We start from the raw sequence: 17,421 nt of genomic DNA on the forward strand, positions 1-17,421 counted from the left end.
CCGGTCCGTCGCACAAGGGGCGGCGTGAGCCTGATCCGAGAGTGCGCCAGCATGGTTAACAAAGCGTTAACTGCGCTCGACCGGCGCCGAGAGGGGGCCGACATCGCCTATCCAAGACAAGGCTCACACAAGATCGAAGCGGAATAAGGAATGTGCAGGGGGCGTTCCCTGTATGCGCGGGACACCTGCGCCGTGCGGGCAGCGCCAGGGCTGGCGATGCGGGCAACGGCAACGTCCGAAGAGACTGGAAACCGCGCGAGAAAAGCACCATGGAGAGGCGCGTGAGCCAGGTTAAGCTGAGCATTTGCATTCCAACCTACAATCGCGCAGCCTTTCTCGAGAAGTCGCTCGCCTATTTCGTCGACCTTTACCAATTCTCCTATAAGTACGAGATCATCATCTCCGACAACGCGTCTACGGACGACACGCGCGACGTGGCCGAGCGTTTCATCGCCAAGGGCCTGCCGATCCGCTACCTCAGGCAGGCGGAAAACTACGGTTCCGGCGCCAACGTCGTCAGCGCCTTCAGCCGCGCGACCGGCGAATATGTGCTCTATCTCGCCGACGACGACATCCTGATCAACGAAGGCATGCGCGAGGCGATCCGCTACCTGGATCTCAATCCGGAAGTCACCGCTTGCTACGCGCCCTGGTACACGCATGACGAAGTCGAGGAGCGCGATGATCCGCCGTTCTACATCGTCGACAAGGACACGAAGTTCAAGAAGCGCGCTTCAGAGGAAGTGTTCGACTTCCTCTGCGAGCGACACGTGTTTCCGGAAATCGGCATCTACCGGGCGTCGGCACTACGGTCGGCCTGGGTGCCCAGGAACTTCGCCTACTGGGCCTTCGCCTATCTCGCCCATTTTCTGGAGCAGGGCGCCGTCGCCTTCCTGAGAAAGCCGTTCTACCGACAGGTCACCCGTTCGAAGATTGCTCGCGACCGGCCGCAAGCCGGCCATGCCGACGTGCTCACCGCCTGGGACAGCTACCGCGGCGGCCTTGAATATTTCCTCTATTCCGGTGCCAAGCGCGGCGCGGTGCGGCTAACACCGGAGCGCCGGGCATATCTCGATGCGCAGGTGAGGGATTTCACCATGCTGCGCATGACGGTCGCCCTGCGCATGTGGCTCGCGAAGAAGGACTACATCCGCGCCTATGAGCTTTATACCCGCCTGATGCTCGGCGGCTTCGAACACCATCCCGAACTGCAGCGATCAAAGGGCGTTCTGCCGCTCATGGTCGCCCTGCAGACGGTGATGTGGCACACGAACGCGGTCGCCGAGATCGATCGTCTGGTGCTGCACGGCGTCGAAGACCATGGTGCGATCGAAGAGCTGTTGCGTGACCTTGGCCTGCGCTCCCATATCGCCGTCGTTCCCGGTACAACGGAACTCACGCCGGACGAAATTGCCCGCACTGCCGTCTTCGTCACGGCCGACAGCGATCGCAAGCACTATCTTCGCAAGGGGCACCTGCCGAACCTAGTGGTCAGCGAAAGCGACATCCTCAACCACGTTCTGCTTTAAAATATAAAAGGGCGCCGCTGGCGCCCTCGTTTGTTTCGCAGGTTATGCCGGGTAGCGCGACGGGCAAAAAGGCCGCTTGACCACGCACGCCCCACGGATACCGCATTACTTGCGCATGATGCCCTTGTAATAGGCGCCGTTGCGCGGCGGTGGGCGGTTCACGACCTTGGCCTCAGGGTTGTACTTCTCGCTCTTGTGGCCTTCGTTGATGGGCGTTGTCGATACGCCCTTGTAGTAGCTTCCGCCGGCAAATGCCGGAGCAACGCCGACCACGGCGACCGTCGCAGTCACCAAAGCTGCCAGAGAGAGTGTCGCAAGTTTACGCATGTCCAATCCTCGTTGACCCGGCCGCGCCCCCGTTTTTTCCGGATGTCGCGGCCTAAATTGTGCGGCGACGAACTGCGCCGCTCAGGTCCTCCCGGGCGCCAGAATAGGCAGAAGCTGCGACACGCCTGTAACGCAGGTGACAGCCGAGGAGTCTCGGCTGGGTTAAGTTCCAGGGTCAGTCGAAGCTAGGTCCGAAGCGCCGACGATATTCTCCCCTCCTAGCCGCGCCCTCCAAATCCACCTTTGCGGCTTGTCTCAGCGGAAGAGCTGCAGGATGTTCTGAGCGTCGGAGTTGGCGATCTGCAAAGCCTGAATGCCGAGCTGCTCCTGCGACTGCAAGGCCTTCAGCCGCGTCGATGTCTCGTTCATGTCGGCATCCACCAGGCGCCCGACCCCCTTGTCGATCGTCGCCATCAGCGTTTGAGCGAAGGTCGTTTGCATGTCGATGCGCGACAGCAGCGAACCGAGCGCCGCTGCACCATCGATGGTCCGCTGCAGGACGACTTCGATGTAGTGGAGATAGGAATCGACCGATTGCGGGTTGGCCGCGATATCGACGTCAAGGAAGTTTCTGCGGGCGATCGGTTCGATGTTCACGTCAATGTTGGTGAAGCCGATAAAGGTTCCGGCACCGGATTTCCGATCGACGGCCGGATCGGACTTTATCAGGATGCCGCCTGAGCCGTTGTTCTGAATGATGGTGTTCGGCCGGGTGATGAGCGACTGAAGCACCGTCACCATCTCGTCGACCGTTTCGATCTTGCCGGTATCCTTGCCCAGCAGCGCGTTCACCTGATTGCGGTCGAAGGAATGGGTGCTGGGAGCTTCGCCGTTCACCGAAAAATTGAAGGATATGACGACGTCCTTGTAGACCTCGAACTGCTCGAACGTCAGCGTCATCTCCGATCCGCGCTCGCCGAAATCCGAGTTTTCAACGAGACCAGCTCCGCCGCCACTCGACGTGCTGACGACCAGATTGGCGACCTCGACATAGGACCCGTCGAGGCCGGAATTCTGCTGTGTCATGAAGCCGATTTGATTGATAATGGGGGCGTAAGGCTCATAGGGGTGCCTATATGTCTTGACCGTGGCGCCGGCCCCCGCCTGCTTGACCGCGTGGTCGAGCACTGCTGCATATTGCGTGTAGTCCGATATCACGCCGTTGGCAGCGGCGCCGAGCACCGTGTCGACGGTGGTGCGATCGACGGTGACCGAGGTCGTCTTTCCGGCGTGTAGCGGCAGCGAGAGACCTTGAGAGCTGCTGTCCTTGTCGACGATGACGTCAAACGTGATCTTGTCGCCCGCGTTCGAAAAACTGAGCGGCCCCGTGAAATGGAACACGAATTCGCCAGCCTGGCCCGCCCGGTTGTTGTAGTTGCTGTTGGTGGTGTAGCCGTCGACATCGACCGAGGTCACGAAGCGGATCCCGCCGACGGTCCTCAGATCCCGCGTGTCGGCCTGCAGGATGCCGCCGCCGGTGCTGTTGAACAGCGAGGAGTCCCGCAGGAAAAAGTCGGCCGTGTTCAGCGACACGCCGTTTCGGGCGTCTCTCGAAAACGAGGAGGCGACGGACGTGCGATTCAGATCGCTGTCATAGATGTCGGAGACATTGGTTCTCAGCCAGTTCTGTCCGCTGAAGCTCGCCGAATCCACGATGCTCAGGATCTGCTGCTTGAGCTGGTCGAGCTCCTTCTGGAGCTTGCCCTTGTCGACGCCGGGCTCCCTCGCCGTCACCAGCCTGGCCTTGAACTCGCTGAGAATACCGGTAACGGCATCCATCGCCGCATAGGCCGTCTCGACCTTGGCCGCTCCCAGCCCGAGCGCGTCCTGGACCGCAGACACGGCCTTGGCGTCGGAGCGCATGGTTGTCGAGATCGACCAATAGGCGGCGTTGTCGGCCGCCGTCTGAATTCTCAGGCCCGAGTTCAGTTGCCCGCGGACCTGAGCCATGTCGGAGTTAATCGTACGCAGAGTCTGGAGCGCAGAAATCGCTCCAGCGTTCGTGAGAATGCTGACCATATTAGTGACATCTTAAAATTGAAAAATGCCCTTCATGGGCCTCTGTGATTGTGGCGATAGAACCAAATACGTGGTTAACACCGACTTAAGAAACCTCGCCTCGGGGCGCAAATATTGCGTCAGCCCTTCCGATGGTTGGCAATAATTGCGCCCTTGCTCCTCGCCCTGCAGGCGGGGTCAGGCACGCTCGACCGCCAGCGGCACCGGTTGGGTTACGGGGAACAGGGCTTTCAGGGCGTCGAAGTGCTTTTCCACCAGATGCCAGGAAATCGTCGCGACGATGACCGTGATGGTGCTCATGATGAGGAACGTCATCGGCCCCGCCCTGTAGAGCGCCGGCCACTGTTCTGCGACCAGCCACCAGAGCGCCATGTGGTACACATAGGTCGCGTAACTGACGCGGCTGAGGAAGCGCGTGACGGGGTTTGCCAGGAGATAGGCCGACACGCCCTTGTATCCGATGTAGGAACTCAGAACGATCGAGGCCAGCGCGTAGATGCAAAGCAACTTATAGGTTTCCGAATGGCCGAACTTGAAACCGACGAAGAGAGGCGACGCGATGATCGCGACAGACGCGAGGTTGTTGAGCTTGCTCGTCAGAACCGCCCGCACATCGGCATTGTCCTTGACCAGCGCCAGGATCGCCCCTGCCGCCACCGGGTCGAAAGCAAGAACGATGTTTGACCAGGCGAGAAGACCGAGCTCGTCGCTATAGGTTCGGGCAATCACCGACATCGTGAAGATGAGCACATAAGCCACGAATATGTGCCGCCGGCTCAGGAAGATGATGATCAGCGGAGCGGTAAGGTAGAACTGCTCGACGATGTTGAGGCTCCAGAGATGCGCGGCAACCCAGGGCTCCCAGTCCTGGGTGATGGCGAAATACAGGCTCGACATCTGAAACGTGTGCCACGCCAGGCTGTTGCGTATACCATCCATGTTGAACAGTGCCGCCACGAACAGCATCAGGAACAGCGCCGGAAGCAGGCGAAGCGAGCGGCGAATGTAGAAATTGGTGACGTTGATCGTTGCCTGGGTGTCTTTTGCCGACAGCAGGATCACCCCGATCAAGAAGCCGCTGATGATGAAGAAGAGTGAAACTCGAACAGATTCAAGTGTGGGATGCTCGTTCCAGTAATGAACGTACAATACCCCCGTCATGGCGATCACGCGAAGCCCGTCAATTTGCTCCCGCCTGTCGCCGCGCGCTCCCGTCGCAGCCATTCCTTTGTCCCCGCAGGATCTATTACTTAAATTATTTCTACTTAAGAATATCCTTGGAGATTACGCCGCTTCCGCGCACTTGTGAAGAGAGCGATGTTCTTGACCGATCGGCGACGATACCTCGCGCGCCTGCCCGAAAACAGAAAGGCCACGGGCGCGGCGTGCCCGTGGCCTTTCCAACGTTTAGAAGCAACCCTTAGGCTTCCTTGAAGACCTCGTCGCGGTTTCGCCGCATCGACGGCGAGATGGCGATCACAAGCGCCATGACGGCGATCGCCAGCAGAATTGCCGACAGCGGCGATTGCAGGAAGGTCAGCGGGCTGCCGCCGGAGATAATCAGCGACTGGCGCAGCTTCTCCTCTAGCAAGCGGCCCAGCACGAAGCCGAGCGCCAGCGGCGCAGGCTCGAATTCGAGCTTGTAGAGGGCGTAGCCGATGATCCCGAACAGGGCGGCCATCATTACCTGGGCCGCATCGTTGGCGATCGAGTAGAGGCCGATGCAGCAGAAGCAGACGATGGCCGGAAACAGGAGGCGATAGGGCACGCGCAGCAGCTTCACCCACAGACCGATCAGCGGAAGGTTGATGATGACCAGCATGAGGTTGCCGATCCACATCGAGGCGATGAGCCCCCAGAACAGTTCCGGATTGCGCTCGATCACCTGTGGCCCGGGCACGATGCCCTGGATCATCATCGCGCCCACCATCAGCGCCATCACCGCATTCGGCGGCAGGCCGAGGGTGAGAAGCGGGATGAACGAGGTCTGCGCGCCGGCATTGTTGGCGCTTTCCGGGCCGGCGACGGCCGCCGGTGCGCCATGGCCGAAGTCCTGCGGCCGCTTCGACATACGCTTTTCCACCGCATAGCTGGCAAAGGGGCCGAGGATCGCGCCGTTGCCCGGCAGAACGCCAAGGACAGAGCCGAGGAAGGTGCCGCGCAGGATCGGCGGGAAGTTATCCTTCAGCTCCTTCAGCGTCGGCCACAGGCGGCCGATGCGGCTGCGCACGACATCGCGGGATTCCGGATCGGCAAGGTTCTTGAAGATCTCGCCGAAGCCGAAGATGCCCATGGCCAGCACGACGAATTCGATGCCGTCCTGGAGCATTTCAAGGCCGAAGGTCATGCGCTCGCGACCCGTTTCCATATCGGCGCCGACACAGGAGAGCAGCACGCCGACGAGGATCATCGAAACCGCCTTCAGAAGCGAGCCGTGCGCCAGCACGACGGCAAAGACGAGGCCCATGATCATCAGCGAAAAATACTCGGTCGGGCCGAAGAGAAGGCCCATGCGCGTCATCGGAACGCCGAGAGCGGCAATCACGATGGTGGCAACCGTGCCAGCAAAGAAGGAACCGATCGCCGCCAGGCCGAGCGCAAGCCCCGCCTGGCCCTTCTGTGCCATCTTGTGGCCGTCGATGGCCGTGACGACCGCGGTCGCCTCACCGGGAATGTTGACGAGGATCGCCGTGGTCGAGCCGCCGTACTGGGCGCCGTAATAGATGCCGGCGAGCATGATCAACGAGCCGGTCGGATCGAGCGAGAGGGTGACCGGCAGCAGGATCGCGATTGTGGCAACCGGGCCGACGCCGGGCAACACGCCCACCAGCGTGCCGATGAGACAGCCGATGAAGCAGAGCGCGATGTTCTGCAGGGTGAACGCCACGGTCATGCCGAGGCCGAGATTGATAAAGACGTCCAGCATCTCAGTATCCTAGAAGCCAGGGCGCAACGGGTACCGAAAGCCCGAGCGCATAGCGAAAGAGGCCGATGCAGAAGGCTGTTAGCACGGCGGCAAAGACAAGAAGTTCGCCAAGGCGCGCATCGCGCGCGGCCAGGCCGGAAGCGACGACCGCCAGCGGACAGGCGATCGAGAGGCCGAGACCGGGAATGGTAACCGGACCGAGATGATAGCCACGCACCGTAACGGCAAAGAGAACGACGCCGAGGATGACGGGGATCGTCTCGCGGATCGCCCAGCGGCCGGTCGAAGGCCCCGGATCCTTTCGGCTCAGCACCAGTTGCAGGAACCCGAGCCCTAGGATGACGAGGGAAAGCAGCCGCGGCATCAGCCCCGAGCCGACGCCTTCCGAGGTCATGAAGGGCAGATCGGAGCCGGCCCACAGGCCAAGCCCGCCGAGGCCGACCAGCACGATGCCGGCAAGCCTCTCCCGGCCGAGCCCTCCCGCAGAGGGCTCGGTTTCAGTGTTCGTGGACGTGGCTTCCATCTTACTCGACCTTGATGTCGGCCGCTTTCACCACGTCGCCCCAGCGCGCGCGCTCCTTGGCCATGAAATCGGCAAAGGCCTGGGGGCCCATGGAGGACGGCACGGCGCCGTCGTTCTTCAGCTTGTCGAGCACGTCGGCATCGCTGAGCGTCTCGGTCGTCGCCGCCTCGAGCTTCGACTTTACGTCCGCCGGCATGCCCTTCGGGCCGACGAGGCCATACCAGGCCGAGGCCGTGTAGCCCGGAACGCCGGCTTCAATGGCGGTCGGCACATCCGGCAGGCTCGCAAAGCGCTTGTCGCCGGTGACGGCAAGCGCCTTCAGCGTGCCGCTCTCGATCAGCCCGATCGCCGAGGGAATGGTGGTGACCATGAAGTCAATGTGGCCGCCGACGAGGTCGTTCACCGCCGGGCCTGCGCCCTTGTAAGGAACGTGCCTGACCTTGATGCCGGCGGTCTGGCCGAGCAGCAGCGCGCCGAGATGGCTGGCCGAGGCGTTGCCGGCCGAACCATAGACCAGCTCGCCGGACTTGGCCGCCTCGACCAGTTCGCCGAGCGTGTTGACCTTGAGCGATGGTCCGACAACGACGACGAGGGACGCATCCGCGATCATCGCGATCGGATCGAGGTCCGTGCCCGGATCGGCCTTCAGCTTGAAGATATGCGGGTTGACGACCATCGGGCCCTGATTGCCGATCAGCAGGGTGTAGCCGTCGGGATCAGCCGCAGCGGCGACTTCGGTTCCAAGGTTGGCGGCGGCACCCGGCCGGTTTTCGACGATGACGCGACCGCCGAGCGCCTTTTCAAGCCGCGCGGCAAAGACGCGGGCGATGGCATCTGTGCCGCCGCCGGCGGCATAGGAAACCACCAGCGTGATCGGCTTGGATGGATAGGCTTCCTGCGCCATCACAGGGGCTGCGACCGACATGGTCATGGCGGCCCCGCACAGGGCCAGGGCGACGCGACGGGTAAATTTCATGGGCATTTTGTTCTCCTCCCAGTTCGTTAATGCATTCGCGACATGTTGCTCTGCAAGACCCTAAGCGTCTTTGCGAACAAGAGCCGCACCTTCAAACAGCCGACGCGTGGTGCGCATCACAGACACAGTCGGGCTATTGTCTCCTATGGCCTTCTCGACCCTTACCCGCAGTTCACCGGTCGGGTGCTCGAAGGCGAGCGTCGCCGGCAGCGAAAGCTCCGGAAAACGCCGACCCACCAGGCCGGTCGGGATCGTTGCCGCCAAACCGAGGCTTACGGCACCGGTCGTTGCAAGCGCGGTGTGGCAATTGGCGGGCGTGAAATAGCGCACGGCCAGATCGCCGCCGTTCGCGGGCGCCCCGATCAGCACTGGCTTCGGCAGAACCGACTGGCTGACATCCCCCATCCCCATCAGCCTTCCGGCCTCCCGCCGGATTTCCTCGAGCCGGGCCATGAAATCCGTATCGGCGTCGAAAGCTGCAGCGGGCTCCGAGCCGCTGTAGCCCATATCCTCGGCGGTGATGATCACCACCGGCGTTGCGCCGTCCAGCAGCGTCACTTCAAGACCGAGAATGACATCGGTCGCCTTGCCGCTCGGCAGCAGTCGGCCGGTCTTGGCGCCGATCGCATCGCGAAAGGCCAGATAGACAGGGGCGGCCTTGCCCGGCACGCCGTCGATGGCGGCCTCTCCCTGATAGGCGATCGCGCCGCCGGGGGTCTGAATGCGGGCGTCGATGATCTTGCCGGTGTTGACGTTGTGAACCTTGATGACCGTTTCGTCGCCGGTCGGCAGAACCAGGCCGGCCTCGATGGCGAAGGGGCCGACGGCCGAGAGCATGTTGCCGCAGTTCGGCGCCGTATCGACGCTGCGCTCCAGCACCTTCACCTGGGCGAAGAGATAATCGACATCAGCTTCCGGACGGCTCGACGGACCGACGATCGCGACCTTGCTCGTCAGCGAGTTGCCGCCGCCGAGACCGTCGATCTGCAGCGGGTGGCCGGAGCCCATGATTTCGATCAGCAGGCGGTCGCGCTCGACGGGATCAGCCGGAAGATCGCGAGACAGAAAAAACGGTCCCTTCGACGTTCCGCCGCGCATCATCACGCAGGGTATCCTGATCAAGTCATCCATTCCGCATGCTCCTTCGAACCGGCCGCAACCGGCTGATCGGAGGGATCTCACGGATCAAATCTGTTGTGAAATGCAAAGAATGACGTAATTATTCCGATATGCGCAATAATTTCGAATTCCTCGACCTCAAGGCTTTTCTCGCCGTACTCGACCTCGGCTCGTTCAACGAAGCTGCCCGCCAGCTCAATCTTTCACAACCTGCGCTTTCACGGCGGATCAAGGGCTTTGAAGCCTCCGTCGGCGCGCAGTTGATCGAACGCACGACCCGGCACGTGGCCCCGACGCAGGTCGGGCGGGAGCTTCTGCCACTGGTCAGGCGTCTGGTTGACGAATTCGAGGAATCGATCCTCTCGATCAGCGACCTCGGTGGGCGACACCGCGCCCAGGTCACCATCGCCTCGGTCCCGACCGCGGCCTTCTATTTTCTTCCCAGGGTTGTGCAATCCTTCAACGAGAAATTCCCGGGCATCCGCTTCCGAATCCTCGATCTCTCGGCCAATGAGGGGCTCGATGCGGTCGCCAACGGCGAGGTCGAATTCGGCATCAACATCACTGGCGCGGCGCGCCCTGATCTCAGCTTCACGCCGCTTGTCGACGACCCGTTCGTGCTCGCCTGCCGCCGCGATCATCCGCTGGCGACCTCGAAGCAACTGACCTGGGCGGATCTGACCGGCCACCCGCTCATCGGCGTCAGCAAGACCAGCGGCAACCGTGCCGTGCTCGACCGGGCGCTGACAACGGCCCAGGTGCAGCTCAACTGGTTCTACGAGGTCAACCACCTCTCGACCTCGCTCGGCCTCGTCGAGGCGGGCCTCGGCATCTCCGTGATGCCGCGGCTGGCCACACCCCAGGTCGAACACCCTGTTATCGCCACCGTGCCGCTGACCGCCCCCACCGTCAGCCGCACCATCGGCCTTGTCGAACGCCGCGGCGGCAGACTATCACCGGCCGCCATCCGCTTTCGCGAGATGCTGGTGCAGGAGTGGACGACGTATTGAGGGAGCGCAGCCGCACAGCGGACGCAAGGAAACGACACGGCAGCGCTTGAAGGAACCAAGATCTTCGAGAAGAAAGAATGGTGCCCGGAGGCGGATTTGAACCACCGACACGCGGATTTTCAATCCGCTGCTCTACCAACTGAGCTATCCGGGCATCCTGCCGTTTCGGGCATCGGCTCCTTTCGGAACCATCGGGGCGCTTGTGTTTGCCCCGGGAACGAGCGGGGTTATAGCATCTTGTTCGGCGGTGTCCAGCGCCAAATGAAAGTTTTTTGACCGAAATCCTGTGGACAATCGAAACGCCGAAAAAGCGAGGAGTTTCAGAGAGATCGCATCCTCTCCCTGGTCCATTTTTCGTGGAAAGTGGCCGTTGGAAGCCGAAAAAGATGATTGCACGCACCCGGTGACGCGCGAGGATCTTCGAGGCGTCGTTCGCGGCAAAGAGGATGTGGGGAAGGAAAAGCCGGACCGGCGGGTCCGGCCGCAGCGGTACGCCTAGCGGTCGTCGCCGTCGTCGGCCTTCGCCTCGTCGTCGGCGACCGGAATAGCGTAGGAGCCGGAGAGCCAGCGATTGAGGTCGACGTTGCGGCAGCGGTCGGAGCAGAAAGGATAGTGTTCCCGATGCGACGGCCGGCCACATTCCGGACATGGGCGCGGTGCGCGCAGGGGCGCAACGTTCGAAGCGCTTTTCTTCGTTTCGTCGGTCACTCGTTCAGCCTTCCAGCCAACGATTGTGCACGTCATAGCCTTCGCCGACAAGCAGGCTGACGGTTTCGTAAAGCGGCAGGCCAACGACGTTGCTGTAGGAGCCGACGAGCTTGACCACGAAGCTGCCGGCGATGCCCTGGATGCCGTAGCCGCCCGCCTTGCCGCGCCATTGGCCCGAGGCGAGATAGCTCTCGATATCGAAACCGGACAGGCGCTTGAAGCGCACCTTGGTGTCGACGACCTTCTGGCGCACGGTCTTGTCCGGGGTGATCAGGCAGACGCCGGTGTAGACGCGATGACTGCGGCCGGAAAGAAGATGCAGCGCGCTCGAGGCTTCGCTGACGAGTTCCGGTTTCGGCAGGATGCGGCGGCCAACGCAAACGACCGTATCGGCTGCCAGAATGTAGCTTCCGTCCCAGCCGGCCTCGCCCTTGACTGCAGCAAGCGCCGCTCGCGCCTTTTCGGCCGACAGGCGCCTTGCGAGCGAACGCGGATGTTCGGCACGCTTCGGCGTCTCATCGAGATCCATCGGCATCAGGCGCGCGGGCTCGATGCCGGCTTGCGCCAGAAGCTCGACGCGACGCGGCGAACCGGACGCAAGTATCAGTTTCTTGGCCACTGTCATCGGAACGAGCCGTCACTCCAGAGCAATTCCAGCAAAATGCGATAGGCGGTTTACGTCTGGAATTGCAATCCAACCAAAGGTTAGAGCGTTTTCGCGATTCGAAGTAGAAGCGGAAATGCTCCAGGAATTGCTAAGAGCCGGAGCGGCTTACTTGAAGCGGTAGGTGATACGGCCCTTGGTAAGGTCGTACGGGGTCATTTCAACGAGAACCTTGTCGCCGGCAAGCACGCGAATGCGGTTCTTGCGCATACGACCAGCAGTGTGAGCGATGATCTCATGCTCGTTTTCGAGCTTCACGCGGAAGGTCGCATTCGGAAGCAATTCGGTGACCACGCCCGGAAATTCAAGGACTTCTTCTTTCGCCATGTAGGACTGTTCTTTCTATCTTTGTTTAGGGAACCGTCAGGTATCCCGAAAAATTCGCCGGAAACTACACAATCGACGAGGATTTGTGAACCATCTAAGACCGGCTTTTGCGCTTTTGTGACGGGCTACTGTGCCGCGCGTCGGATCAGAAGCGCGAAGCCGCTATAGCACTTCGTACCGCTCCATGTCTCTAGTCTTAAATCGATCGAGATTTACGCCGGCATGGAAGCGACGGAGACTGCAGACCGCGCGGGGATTTTTCGCAACACTCTCAAGCGTCTTCCGACTTCCTGGAGCCGATCAACCGATGATTGATCAGCGTCGACAGGTGATCGCGCACGGCGCGGTAGGCATCGACGATCTGCTCGCGCGTGCCGGCAGCCACCGTCGGATCCGGCGTCGGCCAGTAGACCACGTCGACGGCCATGGAGCGCGTCAATTCGAGCGCCTTGTGATGCGCCTCCGGCGCCAGCGTGACGATAAGGTCGAAATAGTCATCCTCGAGTTCATCGAGCGTATGCGGCTGGTGGCGACCGAGGCTCAGGCCCACTTCGGCCATGACCACGTCGACGAAGGGGTCGCGTTCGCCATGCCGCACGCCGGCAGAGGCGACATAGGTTCCGGCCGGCAGCGCCGCCTTGGCGAGCGCTTCGGCCATCGGCGAGCGAATAGCGTTCATGCCGCACATGAAGAGGACCGAGCGGGGCATTTTCAAGCGCTGAGCCTCGGTTCCCGCCATGCCGGTCGCCGCCCTCACCCGCGCCAGTAGAGCACGCAGACGAGCGTGAACAGGCGGCGGGCGGTATCGAAGTCCAGCCGGATCTTGCCGGAGAGGCGATCCATCAGCGTCTGCGAACCCTCGTTGTGAATACCGCGGCGCCCCATGTCGATCGCCTCGATCTGGCTCGGCGTCGCCGAGCGGATCGCTTCGTAGTAACTTTCGCAGATCATGAAGTAGTCCTTCACGATCCGGCGGAACGGCGTCAGCGACAGAATATGGGTAGCGACGTCGCTGCCCTTGTCGGTCGAGATCGCAAAGACGAGCTTGGCGTCGACGAGCGAGAGATTGAGCTTATAGGGGCCGCCTGGATGGCCGACCGGCTCGAACAGGTTTTCTTCGAGCAGGTCGAAGATCGCAACCGCGCGCTCATGCTCCACGTCAGGGGTCGAGCGGCCGATGGTCTCGTCCAGAACGACATCGCAGAGACGCTGGTTGCGGTCCGCCTTCATCCAGCGTCCCCGAGATTGAGGCGAATGGCGACGGAGCGCGCATGAGCCTCAAGGCCTTCGGATTTTGCCAGCACGATTGCCGCCGGTCCGAGGATCCGCAATTGTTCGGCATCAAGCCGCAGGATCGACGTGCGCTTCATGTAATCCAGCACGCCAAGGCCGGAGGAGAAGCGCGCGGAGCGGGCGGTCGGCAGCACGTGGTTGGAGCCGCCGACATAGTCGCCGATGACCTCGGGCGTGTGGCGACCGACGAAGATCGCGCCGGCATTGCGGATCTTGGCCACCATCGGTTCGGGGTCGGCAAGCGCCAGCTCCAAGTGTTCGGCAGCGATGCGGTTCGCGAGCGGCACGGCCTTCTCAAGATCGGGCACGAGGATGACGGCGCCGAAATCGCGCCAGCTTGCCGACGCCGTTTCGGCGCGTGGCAGCGTTTTCAGCTGCCGCTCGACCGCGCTCTCGACCGCCTGGCCGAAATCCGCATCGTCGGTGATCAGGATCGACTGGGCGCCGACATCGTGCTCGGCCTGGGCGAGAAGATCGGCAGCGATCCAGTCCGGATCGTTGTGCTTGTCGGCAATAACAAGCACTTCGGAGGGGCCGGCGATCATGTCGATGCCGACCGTGCCGAAGACCTGGCGCTTGGCCGCAGCCACATAGGCATTGCCCGGGCCGACGATCTTGGCAACCGGTGCAATCGTCTCGGTGCCATAGGCAAGGGCGGCCACAGCCTGCGCGCCGCCGATGCGGTAGATTTCCTCGACGCCGGCAAGGCGTGCAGCAGCCAGCACCGCCGGGTTGATCTTGCCGCCGGTTGCCGGCACCACCATGACGATGCGGGACACGCCGGCAACCTTTGCCGGCAGCGCGTTCATCAGCACCGAGCTCGGATAGCTCGCGGTGCCGCCGGGCACATAGAGGCCGACGGCATCGACCGCAGTCCAGCGCGAGCCGAGGCCGACGCCCATGGCGTCCTGGTAGATATCGTCCTTCGGGCGCTGGCGGGCATGGTGCGCCTCGATGCGGGTGGCGGCGACCTTTAGCGCGCCGAGAACTTCCGGCTCGACCGCCTGGATCGCCGCATCGATCTCGGCGGCGCTGACCGCCATCGGCGTCGTCTGGAAATCGACGCCATCAAAACGCTTGGAGTATTCGGCGAGCGCCGCGTCACCGTGTGCCCGCACGTCGTCGATGATCGCCTTGACCACCGCATTGACGTCCTCGGACACCTCTCGCTTGGTCGTCAGGAATGCCGCGAACTTTTGTTCGAAGTCACCGTCGAGAAAATTGAGCCTGATTGCCAAAGGGGACGTCCTTGTATGCCAGTGTCGGTCGGGTCGATCAGCGTCAAGCGCCTTCGGGATGCTTGGGCTTGAAAGCGGTTTCCCACGCCCCGCCGGTATCCGCAAGCTGCGTTTCGATGCATTCGACGTCAAGCGCGATCGAGGCGTCGCCAGCCAGAACCAACTCCAGCGTGCCTTCCGGCCCCTCGCCCTGCAGCGCGAACTTCAGCGTCAGCAGATCGAGCACCGCCTCGCCGTCACGCCGGTCGAAGCCGACGGAGCGCACTGCATTCACACGTTTGAAGAGGAGAGCCGCACGCCGGCGCTCAAAGGAGCGGCGCTTGCCATCGGCCGTCTCCCAGACGAAGCGGTTGACGATGAGAGAAAACTGCTTGCGACGCGCGTCGTATTCCAGGCCCGAAACCTTGAACACGGCATCCTGGACGTGGGCGGAGACGACAGCGAGATCCTCCTCGTCGAGCGCCAGCAGCTTCAATCCGGTCATGCCATCCATTCCTTTCGTTTCGCCGCACATCTTGCCGTGCCACAATTGAAATGGACATAGGATGTTGCGCCTGAAACCGCAACGGTATCAGGCGCAACCGTTCAAATCAGTCGCTGACGCGCTCGACGTGCGCGCCGCACCGGGTAAGCTTCTCTTCGAGCCGCTCGAAGCCGCGGTCGAGATGATAGACGCGCGAGACCATGGTCTCGCCTTCGGCGGCTAGGCCGGCGATGACGAGCGAGACGGAGGCACGAAGGTCGGTCGCCATGACAGGCGCGCCCTTCAGGCGGCTGACGCCCTCGATTTTCGCCGTCTGGCCGGAAAGCGAGATCTTGGCGCCGAGACGAGCGAGTTCCTGCACGTGCATGAAGCGGTTCTCGAAGATCGTCTCGGTGATGTGCGAGGTGCCCTTCGCCATGGTCATCAGACCCATGAACTGCGCCTGCAGGTCGGTCGGGAAGCCCGGGAAGGGATCAGTGACGATATCGACCGGCTTAATGCCGGCGCCGTTGCGCACGACGCGGATGCCGCTGTTGGTCTCGGTGATCTCGGCGCCAGCGCGGCGGATCGCTTCCAGCGCCGTGTCGAGCAGCGCCATGTCGGTGTCTTCGAGGATGACGTCGCCACCGGTCATGGCAACGGCCATGGCGTAGGTGCCGGTCTCGATGCGATCGGGAAGAACGCGGTGACGGGCGCCGGAGAGCGAGCGAACGCCCTCGATGGTGATCGTCGAGGTTCCCTGGCCGGTAATCTTGGCGCCCATGGCGTTCAGGCAGTTGGCGAGGTCGACGACTTCAGGCTCGCGCGCGGCGTTGCCGAGCACCGTGGTGCCGTTGGCAAGCGTCGCTGCCATCATCAGCACATGGGTGGCGCCGACCGACACCTTCGGGAAGGTGTAGCGCGCGCCGATCAGGCCGCCAGCCGGCGCCGTCGCGTTGACGTAACCGCTGTCGATCTCGATGTTGGCGGAAAGCGCCTGCAGGCCTTCGATGAAGAGATCGACCGGACGCGTGCCGATGGCGCAACCGCCCGGCAGCGATACCCGCGCCTTGCCCTCACGGGCAAGCAACGGGCCGATAACCCAGAAGCTCGCGCGCATCTTCGAGACCAACTCGTAAGGGGCGGTCGTGTCGACGATGTTGCGGCAGGTGAAATGGATGGTGCGGGCGTAGCTCTCGCCCTGGCGCTCGCGGCGACCGTTGACGGAGATATCCGCGCCATGGTTGCCGAGGATACGGATCAGCTGCTCGACGTCGGCCAGATGCGGCACGTTTTCGAGCGTCAGCGTGTCGTCGGTCAGAAGCGACGCAATCATCAGCGGCAGGGCCGCATTCTTGGCGCCCGAAATCGGGATGACGCCGTTGAGCTTGTTGCCGCCTACAATCCTGATGCGATCCATGAGGCCTCTCGAACGGGCTTGGCCCGCCTTTCCAAAATAATCCGATGTTGTCTGAAGGCGCCTCTTTAGTGGAGACGCCGCGAAATTAGAAGTGCCTTGAACGCCGCGCATCCCTTCGGACGCCTGGCGCTGTAACATTTAGGTCGCTGCACAGTTTTCCCCCGCGATCGGTCCCGATTTAACGGACCTGTGCAATCGAACGCCGATGGAGATGCCACCGGCAAATTGAGAACGAAGCGGCGATGCCGCTTCCTGCCCGTACTAATCTTGGGATTCGTCCGTTTTTGCGGCAGGAAGACCGCTGACGTCATCGGCAGCGCCAGATCGGCGCGCCCGCATCTGCTGCTTGCGGCGCATGAGGTTGTCGCGCAAGGTCCTGGCAAGACGCGCCTTTTTCAGGTCCGCCTCGGTCGTATCCTTTATCTTTTTCTGGCGCACCTTGCCATCCGCCTGCCGTTCGTCAGGCGGAGGCACGGCTTTGCCGCCTTCTTCGTCGTCTGTTTGCATGCCCATGCCATAGCGCAAAACCAGGGTCTTCGGAAGCACCGGTGACTTTTCTCACAGCTCTTCGCGAAAAACTTCGAATTGCGGCTTGCACTCGCCGCTGAGCTATGGCAATAGCCCCCTCGCTTGATGCGGCTGACACACGAACCGGCCGCCAGATGCTGCTATAGCTCAGGGGTAGAGCACTCCCTTGGTAAGGGAGAGGCCGAGAGTTCAAATCTCTCTAGCAGCACCAGTTTTCTCTTAAAGAAATCAAATTGATACTCGCTCGTAGCACCGTGTGCTTTTGCGGTCTGCGAATGTTTTCGCCTGTCCGATCGCCCCAAACGAGCAGGATCTACGGCGCCCGCGAAAGACGCGCCCCAGGCCGCAGAA

At 62.1% G+C, this 17,421-nt stretch carries 17 protein-coding genes, 2 tRNA genes and 2 pseudogenes; 3 read left to right on the top strand and 18 right to left on the bottom strand.

Annotated elements, in window-relative coordinates; translation table 11 throughout:
* Positions 1 to 281: 281 nt before the first annotated feature.
* Positions 282 to 1,529 carry a glycosyltransferase family 2 protein gene (locus OVA00_RS16330; protein ID WP_089043372.1) on the top strand — a complete coding sequence of 416 codons (1,248 nt, stop codon included), beginning with the start codon at positions 282 to 284 and terminating at the stop codon, positions 1,527 to 1,529.
* A gap of 105 nt (positions 1,530 to 1,634) precedes the next feature.
* Here the strand turns inward: OVA00_RS16330 and OVA00_RS16335 are convergent, their stop codons facing one another.
* From OVA00_RS16335 to OVA00_RS16365, 8 genes and pseudogenes are all read right to left on the bottom strand, one after another.
* Entirely contained in the window at positions 1,635 to 1,856 is a 222-nt protein-coding gene (locus tag OVA00_RS16335; protein WP_090294984.1) for a hypothetical protein, read from the bottom strand.
* A 255-nt stretch (positions 1,857 to 2,111) separates the two neighbouring features.
* Positions 2,112 to 2,357 (bottom strand): annotated as a pseudogene (locus tag OVA00_RS39790) (flagellin); the annotation flags it as partial.
* 1,122 nt (positions 2,358 to 3,479) lie between these two features.
* Positions 3,480 to 3,875, bottom strand: a pseudogene (locus OVA00_RS39795) (flagellin N-terminal helical domain-containing protein); the annotation flags it as partial.
* Positions 3,876 to 4,052: 177 nt separating this feature from the next.
* The gene (locus OVA00_RS16345) at positions 4,053 to 5,099 is read right to left on the bottom strand and encodes an acyltransferase family protein (protein WP_268089326.1); all 1,047 of its coding nucleotides are present in this window, start codon (positions 5,097 to 5,099) and stop codon (positions 4,053 to 4,055) included.
* Between the two features lie 196 nt (positions 5,100 to 5,295).
* A complete protein-coding gene (locus tag OVA00_RS16350; protein WP_112770557.1) occupies positions 5,296 to 6,801 on the bottom strand; it encodes a tripartite tricarboxylate transporter permease in 1,506 nt (501 codons plus the stop codon).
* A gap of 1 nt (position 6,802) precedes the next feature.
* On the bottom strand, positions 6,803 to 7,324 hold the full coding sequence (locus OVA00_RS16355) for a tripartite tricarboxylate transporter TctB family protein (RefSeq protein WP_268089327.1): 522 nt from the start codon (positions 7,322 to 7,324) through the stop codon (positions 6,803 to 6,805).
* Position 7,325: 1 nt separating this feature from the next.
* A complete protein-coding gene (locus OVA00_RS16360; RefSeq protein ID WP_244546723.1) occupies positions 7,326 to 8,306 on the bottom strand; it encodes a Bug family tripartite tricarboxylate transporter substrate binding protein in 981 nt (326 codons plus the stop codon).
* 54 nt (positions 8,307 to 8,360) lie between these two features.
* Positions 8,361 to 9,431 (bottom strand): 4-oxalomesaconate tautomerase, encoded by a 1,071-nt coding sequence (locus OVA00_RS16365; protein WP_090294987.1) that lies wholly within the window; start codon positions 9,429 to 9,431, stop codon positions 8,361 to 8,363.
* 98 nt (positions 9,432 to 9,529) lie between these two features.
* Here OVA00_RS16365 and OVA00_RS16370 point away from each other — a divergent pair, with 98 nt between their 5' ends.
* Positions 9,530 to 10,429, top strand: coding sequence for a LysR family transcriptional regulator (locus OVA00_RS16370; protein ID WP_034796999.1), 900 nt, complete (start codon positions 9,530 to 9,532; stop codon positions 10,427 to 10,429).
* Between the two features lie 78 nt (positions 10,430 to 10,507).
* Here OVA00_RS16370 and OVA00_RS16375 read toward each other — a convergent pair.
* The 10 genes from OVA00_RS16375 to OVA00_RS16420 all read right to left on the bottom strand — a co-directional run bounded on the left by OVA00_RS16375 (position 10,508) and on the right by OVA00_RS16420 (position 17,055).
* A tRNA-Phe gene (locus OVA00_RS16375) sits at positions 10,508 to 10,583 on the bottom strand.
* A 341-nt stretch (positions 10,584 to 10,924) separates the two neighbouring features.
* Complete coding sequence (gene yacG / locus OVA00_RS16380; protein ID WP_034797000.1) at positions 10,925 to 11,137, bottom strand: DNA gyrase inhibitor YacG; 213 nt, start codon at positions 11,135 to 11,137, stop codon at positions 10,925 to 10,927.
* Between the two features lie 4 nt (positions 11,138 to 11,141).
* A complete protein-coding gene (locus OVA00_RS16385; RefSeq protein WP_034797002.1) occupies positions 11,142 to 11,762 on the bottom strand; it encodes a Maf-like protein in 621 nt (206 codons plus the stop codon).
* 147 nt (positions 11,763 to 11,909) lie between these two features.
* The gene (infA, locus tag OVA00_RS16390; RefSeq protein ID WP_004435948.1) at positions 11,910 to 12,128 is read right to left on the bottom strand and encodes a translation initiation factor IF-1; all 219 of its coding nucleotides are present in this window, start codon (positions 12,126 to 12,128) and stop codon (positions 11,910 to 11,912) included.
* 271 nt (positions 12,129 to 12,399) lie between these two features.
* A complete protein-coding gene (locus OVA00_RS16395) occupies positions 12,400 to 12,867 on the bottom strand; it encodes an arsenate-mycothiol transferase ArsC (RefSeq protein WP_034797006.1) in 468 nt (155 codons plus the stop codon).
* A 14-nt stretch (positions 12,868 to 12,881) separates the two neighbouring features.
* Positions 12,882 to 13,358 (bottom strand): UPF0262 family protein, encoded by a 477-nt coding sequence (locus OVA00_RS16400; protein WP_034797007.1) that lies wholly within the window; start codon positions 13,356 to 13,358, stop codon positions 12,882 to 12,884.
* A complete protein-coding gene (hisD, locus tag OVA00_RS16405) occupies positions 13,355 to 14,659 on the bottom strand; it encodes a histidinol dehydrogenase (RefSeq protein WP_060522280.1) in 1,305 nt (434 codons plus the stop codon). The genes OVA00_RS16400 and hisD overlap by 4 nt, the downstream gene beginning before the upstream one ends.
* A 43-nt stretch (positions 14,660 to 14,702) precedes the next feature.
* On the bottom strand, positions 14,703 to 15,143 hold the full coding sequence (locus OVA00_RS16410) for a DUF2948 family protein (protein WP_034797590.1): 441 nt from the start codon (positions 15,141 to 15,143) through the stop codon (positions 14,703 to 14,705).
* A gap of 106 nt (positions 15,144 to 15,249) precedes the next feature.
* Positions 15,250 to 16,542 carry a UDP-N-acetylglucosamine 1-carboxyvinyltransferase gene (gene murA / locus OVA00_RS16415; RefSeq protein WP_060522281.1) on the bottom strand — a complete coding sequence of 431 codons (1,293 nt, stop codon included), beginning with the start codon at positions 16,540 to 16,542 and terminating at the stop codon, positions 15,250 to 15,252.
* A 261-nt stretch (positions 16,543 to 16,803) separates the two neighbouring features.
* Positions 16,804 to 17,055, bottom strand: coding sequence for a hypothetical protein (locus OVA00_RS16420; protein WP_371589643.1), 252 nt, complete (start codon positions 17,053 to 17,055; stop codon positions 16,804 to 16,806).
* A gap of 151 nt (positions 17,056 to 17,206) precedes the next feature.
* On the opposite strand from OVA00_RS16420, the gene OVA00_RS16425 reads away from it, so the two are divergent.
* Positions 17,207 to 17,281: transfer RNA gene (locus OVA00_RS16425), tRNA-Thr, on the top strand.
* The last annotated feature ends 140 nt before the right edge of the window (positions 17,282 to 17,421 follow it).

The sequence above is a fragment of the Ensifer sp. SL37 genome, from assembly GCF_026672675.1.
In the GTDB taxonomy this organism is placed as follows: domain Bacteria; phylum Pseudomonadota; class Alphaproteobacteria; order Rhizobiales; family Rhizobiaceae; genus Ensifer; species Ensifer adhaerens.

Excerpts from the sequence above, each read along its gene's own strand:
- infA (WP_004435948.1), bottom strand. The coding sequence starts at position 12,128 with ATGGCGAAAGAAGAAGTCCTTGAATTTCCGGGCGTGGTCACCGAATTG.
- OVA00_RS16410 (WP_034797590.1), bottom strand. The coding sequence starts at position 15,143 with ATGACCGGATTGAAGCTGCTGGCGCTCGACGAGGAGGATCTCGCTGTC.
- OVA00_RS16420 (WP_371589643.1), bottom strand. The coding sequence starts at position 17,055 with ATGGGCATGCAAACAGACGACGAAGAAGGCGGCAAAGCCGTGCCTCCG.
- OVA00_RS16345 (WP_268089326.1), bottom strand. The coding sequence starts at position 5,099 with ATGGCTGCGACGGGAGCGCGCGGCGACAGGCGGGAGCAAATTGACGGG.
- murA (WP_060522281.1), bottom strand. The coding sequence starts at position 16,542 with ATGGATCGCATCAGGATTGTAGGCGGCAACAAGCTCAACGGCGTCATC.
- OVA00_RS16350 (WP_112770557.1), bottom strand. The coding sequence starts at position 6,801 with ATGCTGGACGTCTTTATCAATCTCGGCCTCGGCATGACCGTGGCGTTC.
- OVA00_RS16365 (WP_090294987.1), bottom strand. The coding sequence starts at position 9,431 with ATGGATGACTTGATCAGGATACCCTGCGTGATGATGCGCGGCGGAACG.
- OVA00_RS16360 (WP_244546723.1), bottom strand. The coding sequence starts at position 8,306 with ATGCCCATGAAATTTACCCGTCGCGTCGCCCTGGCCCTGTGCGGGGCC.
- OVA00_RS16395 (WP_034797006.1), bottom strand. The coding sequence starts at position 12,867 with ATGGCGGGAACCGAGGCTCAGCGCTTGAAAATGCCCCGCTCGGTCCTC.
- OVA00_RS16335 (WP_090294984.1), bottom strand. The coding sequence starts at position 1,856 with ATGCGTAAACTTGCGACACTCTCTCTGGCAGCTTTGGTGACTGCGACG.
- OVA00_RS16385 (WP_034797002.1), bottom strand. The coding sequence starts at position 11,762 with ATGACAGTGGCCAAGAAACTGATACTTGCGTCCGGTTCGCCGCGTCGC.
- OVA00_RS16400 (WP_034797007.1), bottom strand. The coding sequence starts at position 13,358 with ATGAAGGCGGACCGCAACCAGCGTCTCTGCGATGTCGTTCTGGACGAG.
- OVA00_RS16370 (WP_034796999.1), top strand. The coding sequence starts at position 9,530 with ATGCGCAATAATTTCGAATTCCTCGACCTCAAGGCTTTTCTCGCCGTA.
- OVA00_RS16355 (WP_268089327.1), bottom strand. The coding sequence starts at position 7,324 with ATGGAAGCCACGTCCACGAACACTGAAACCGAGCCCTCTGCGGGAGGG.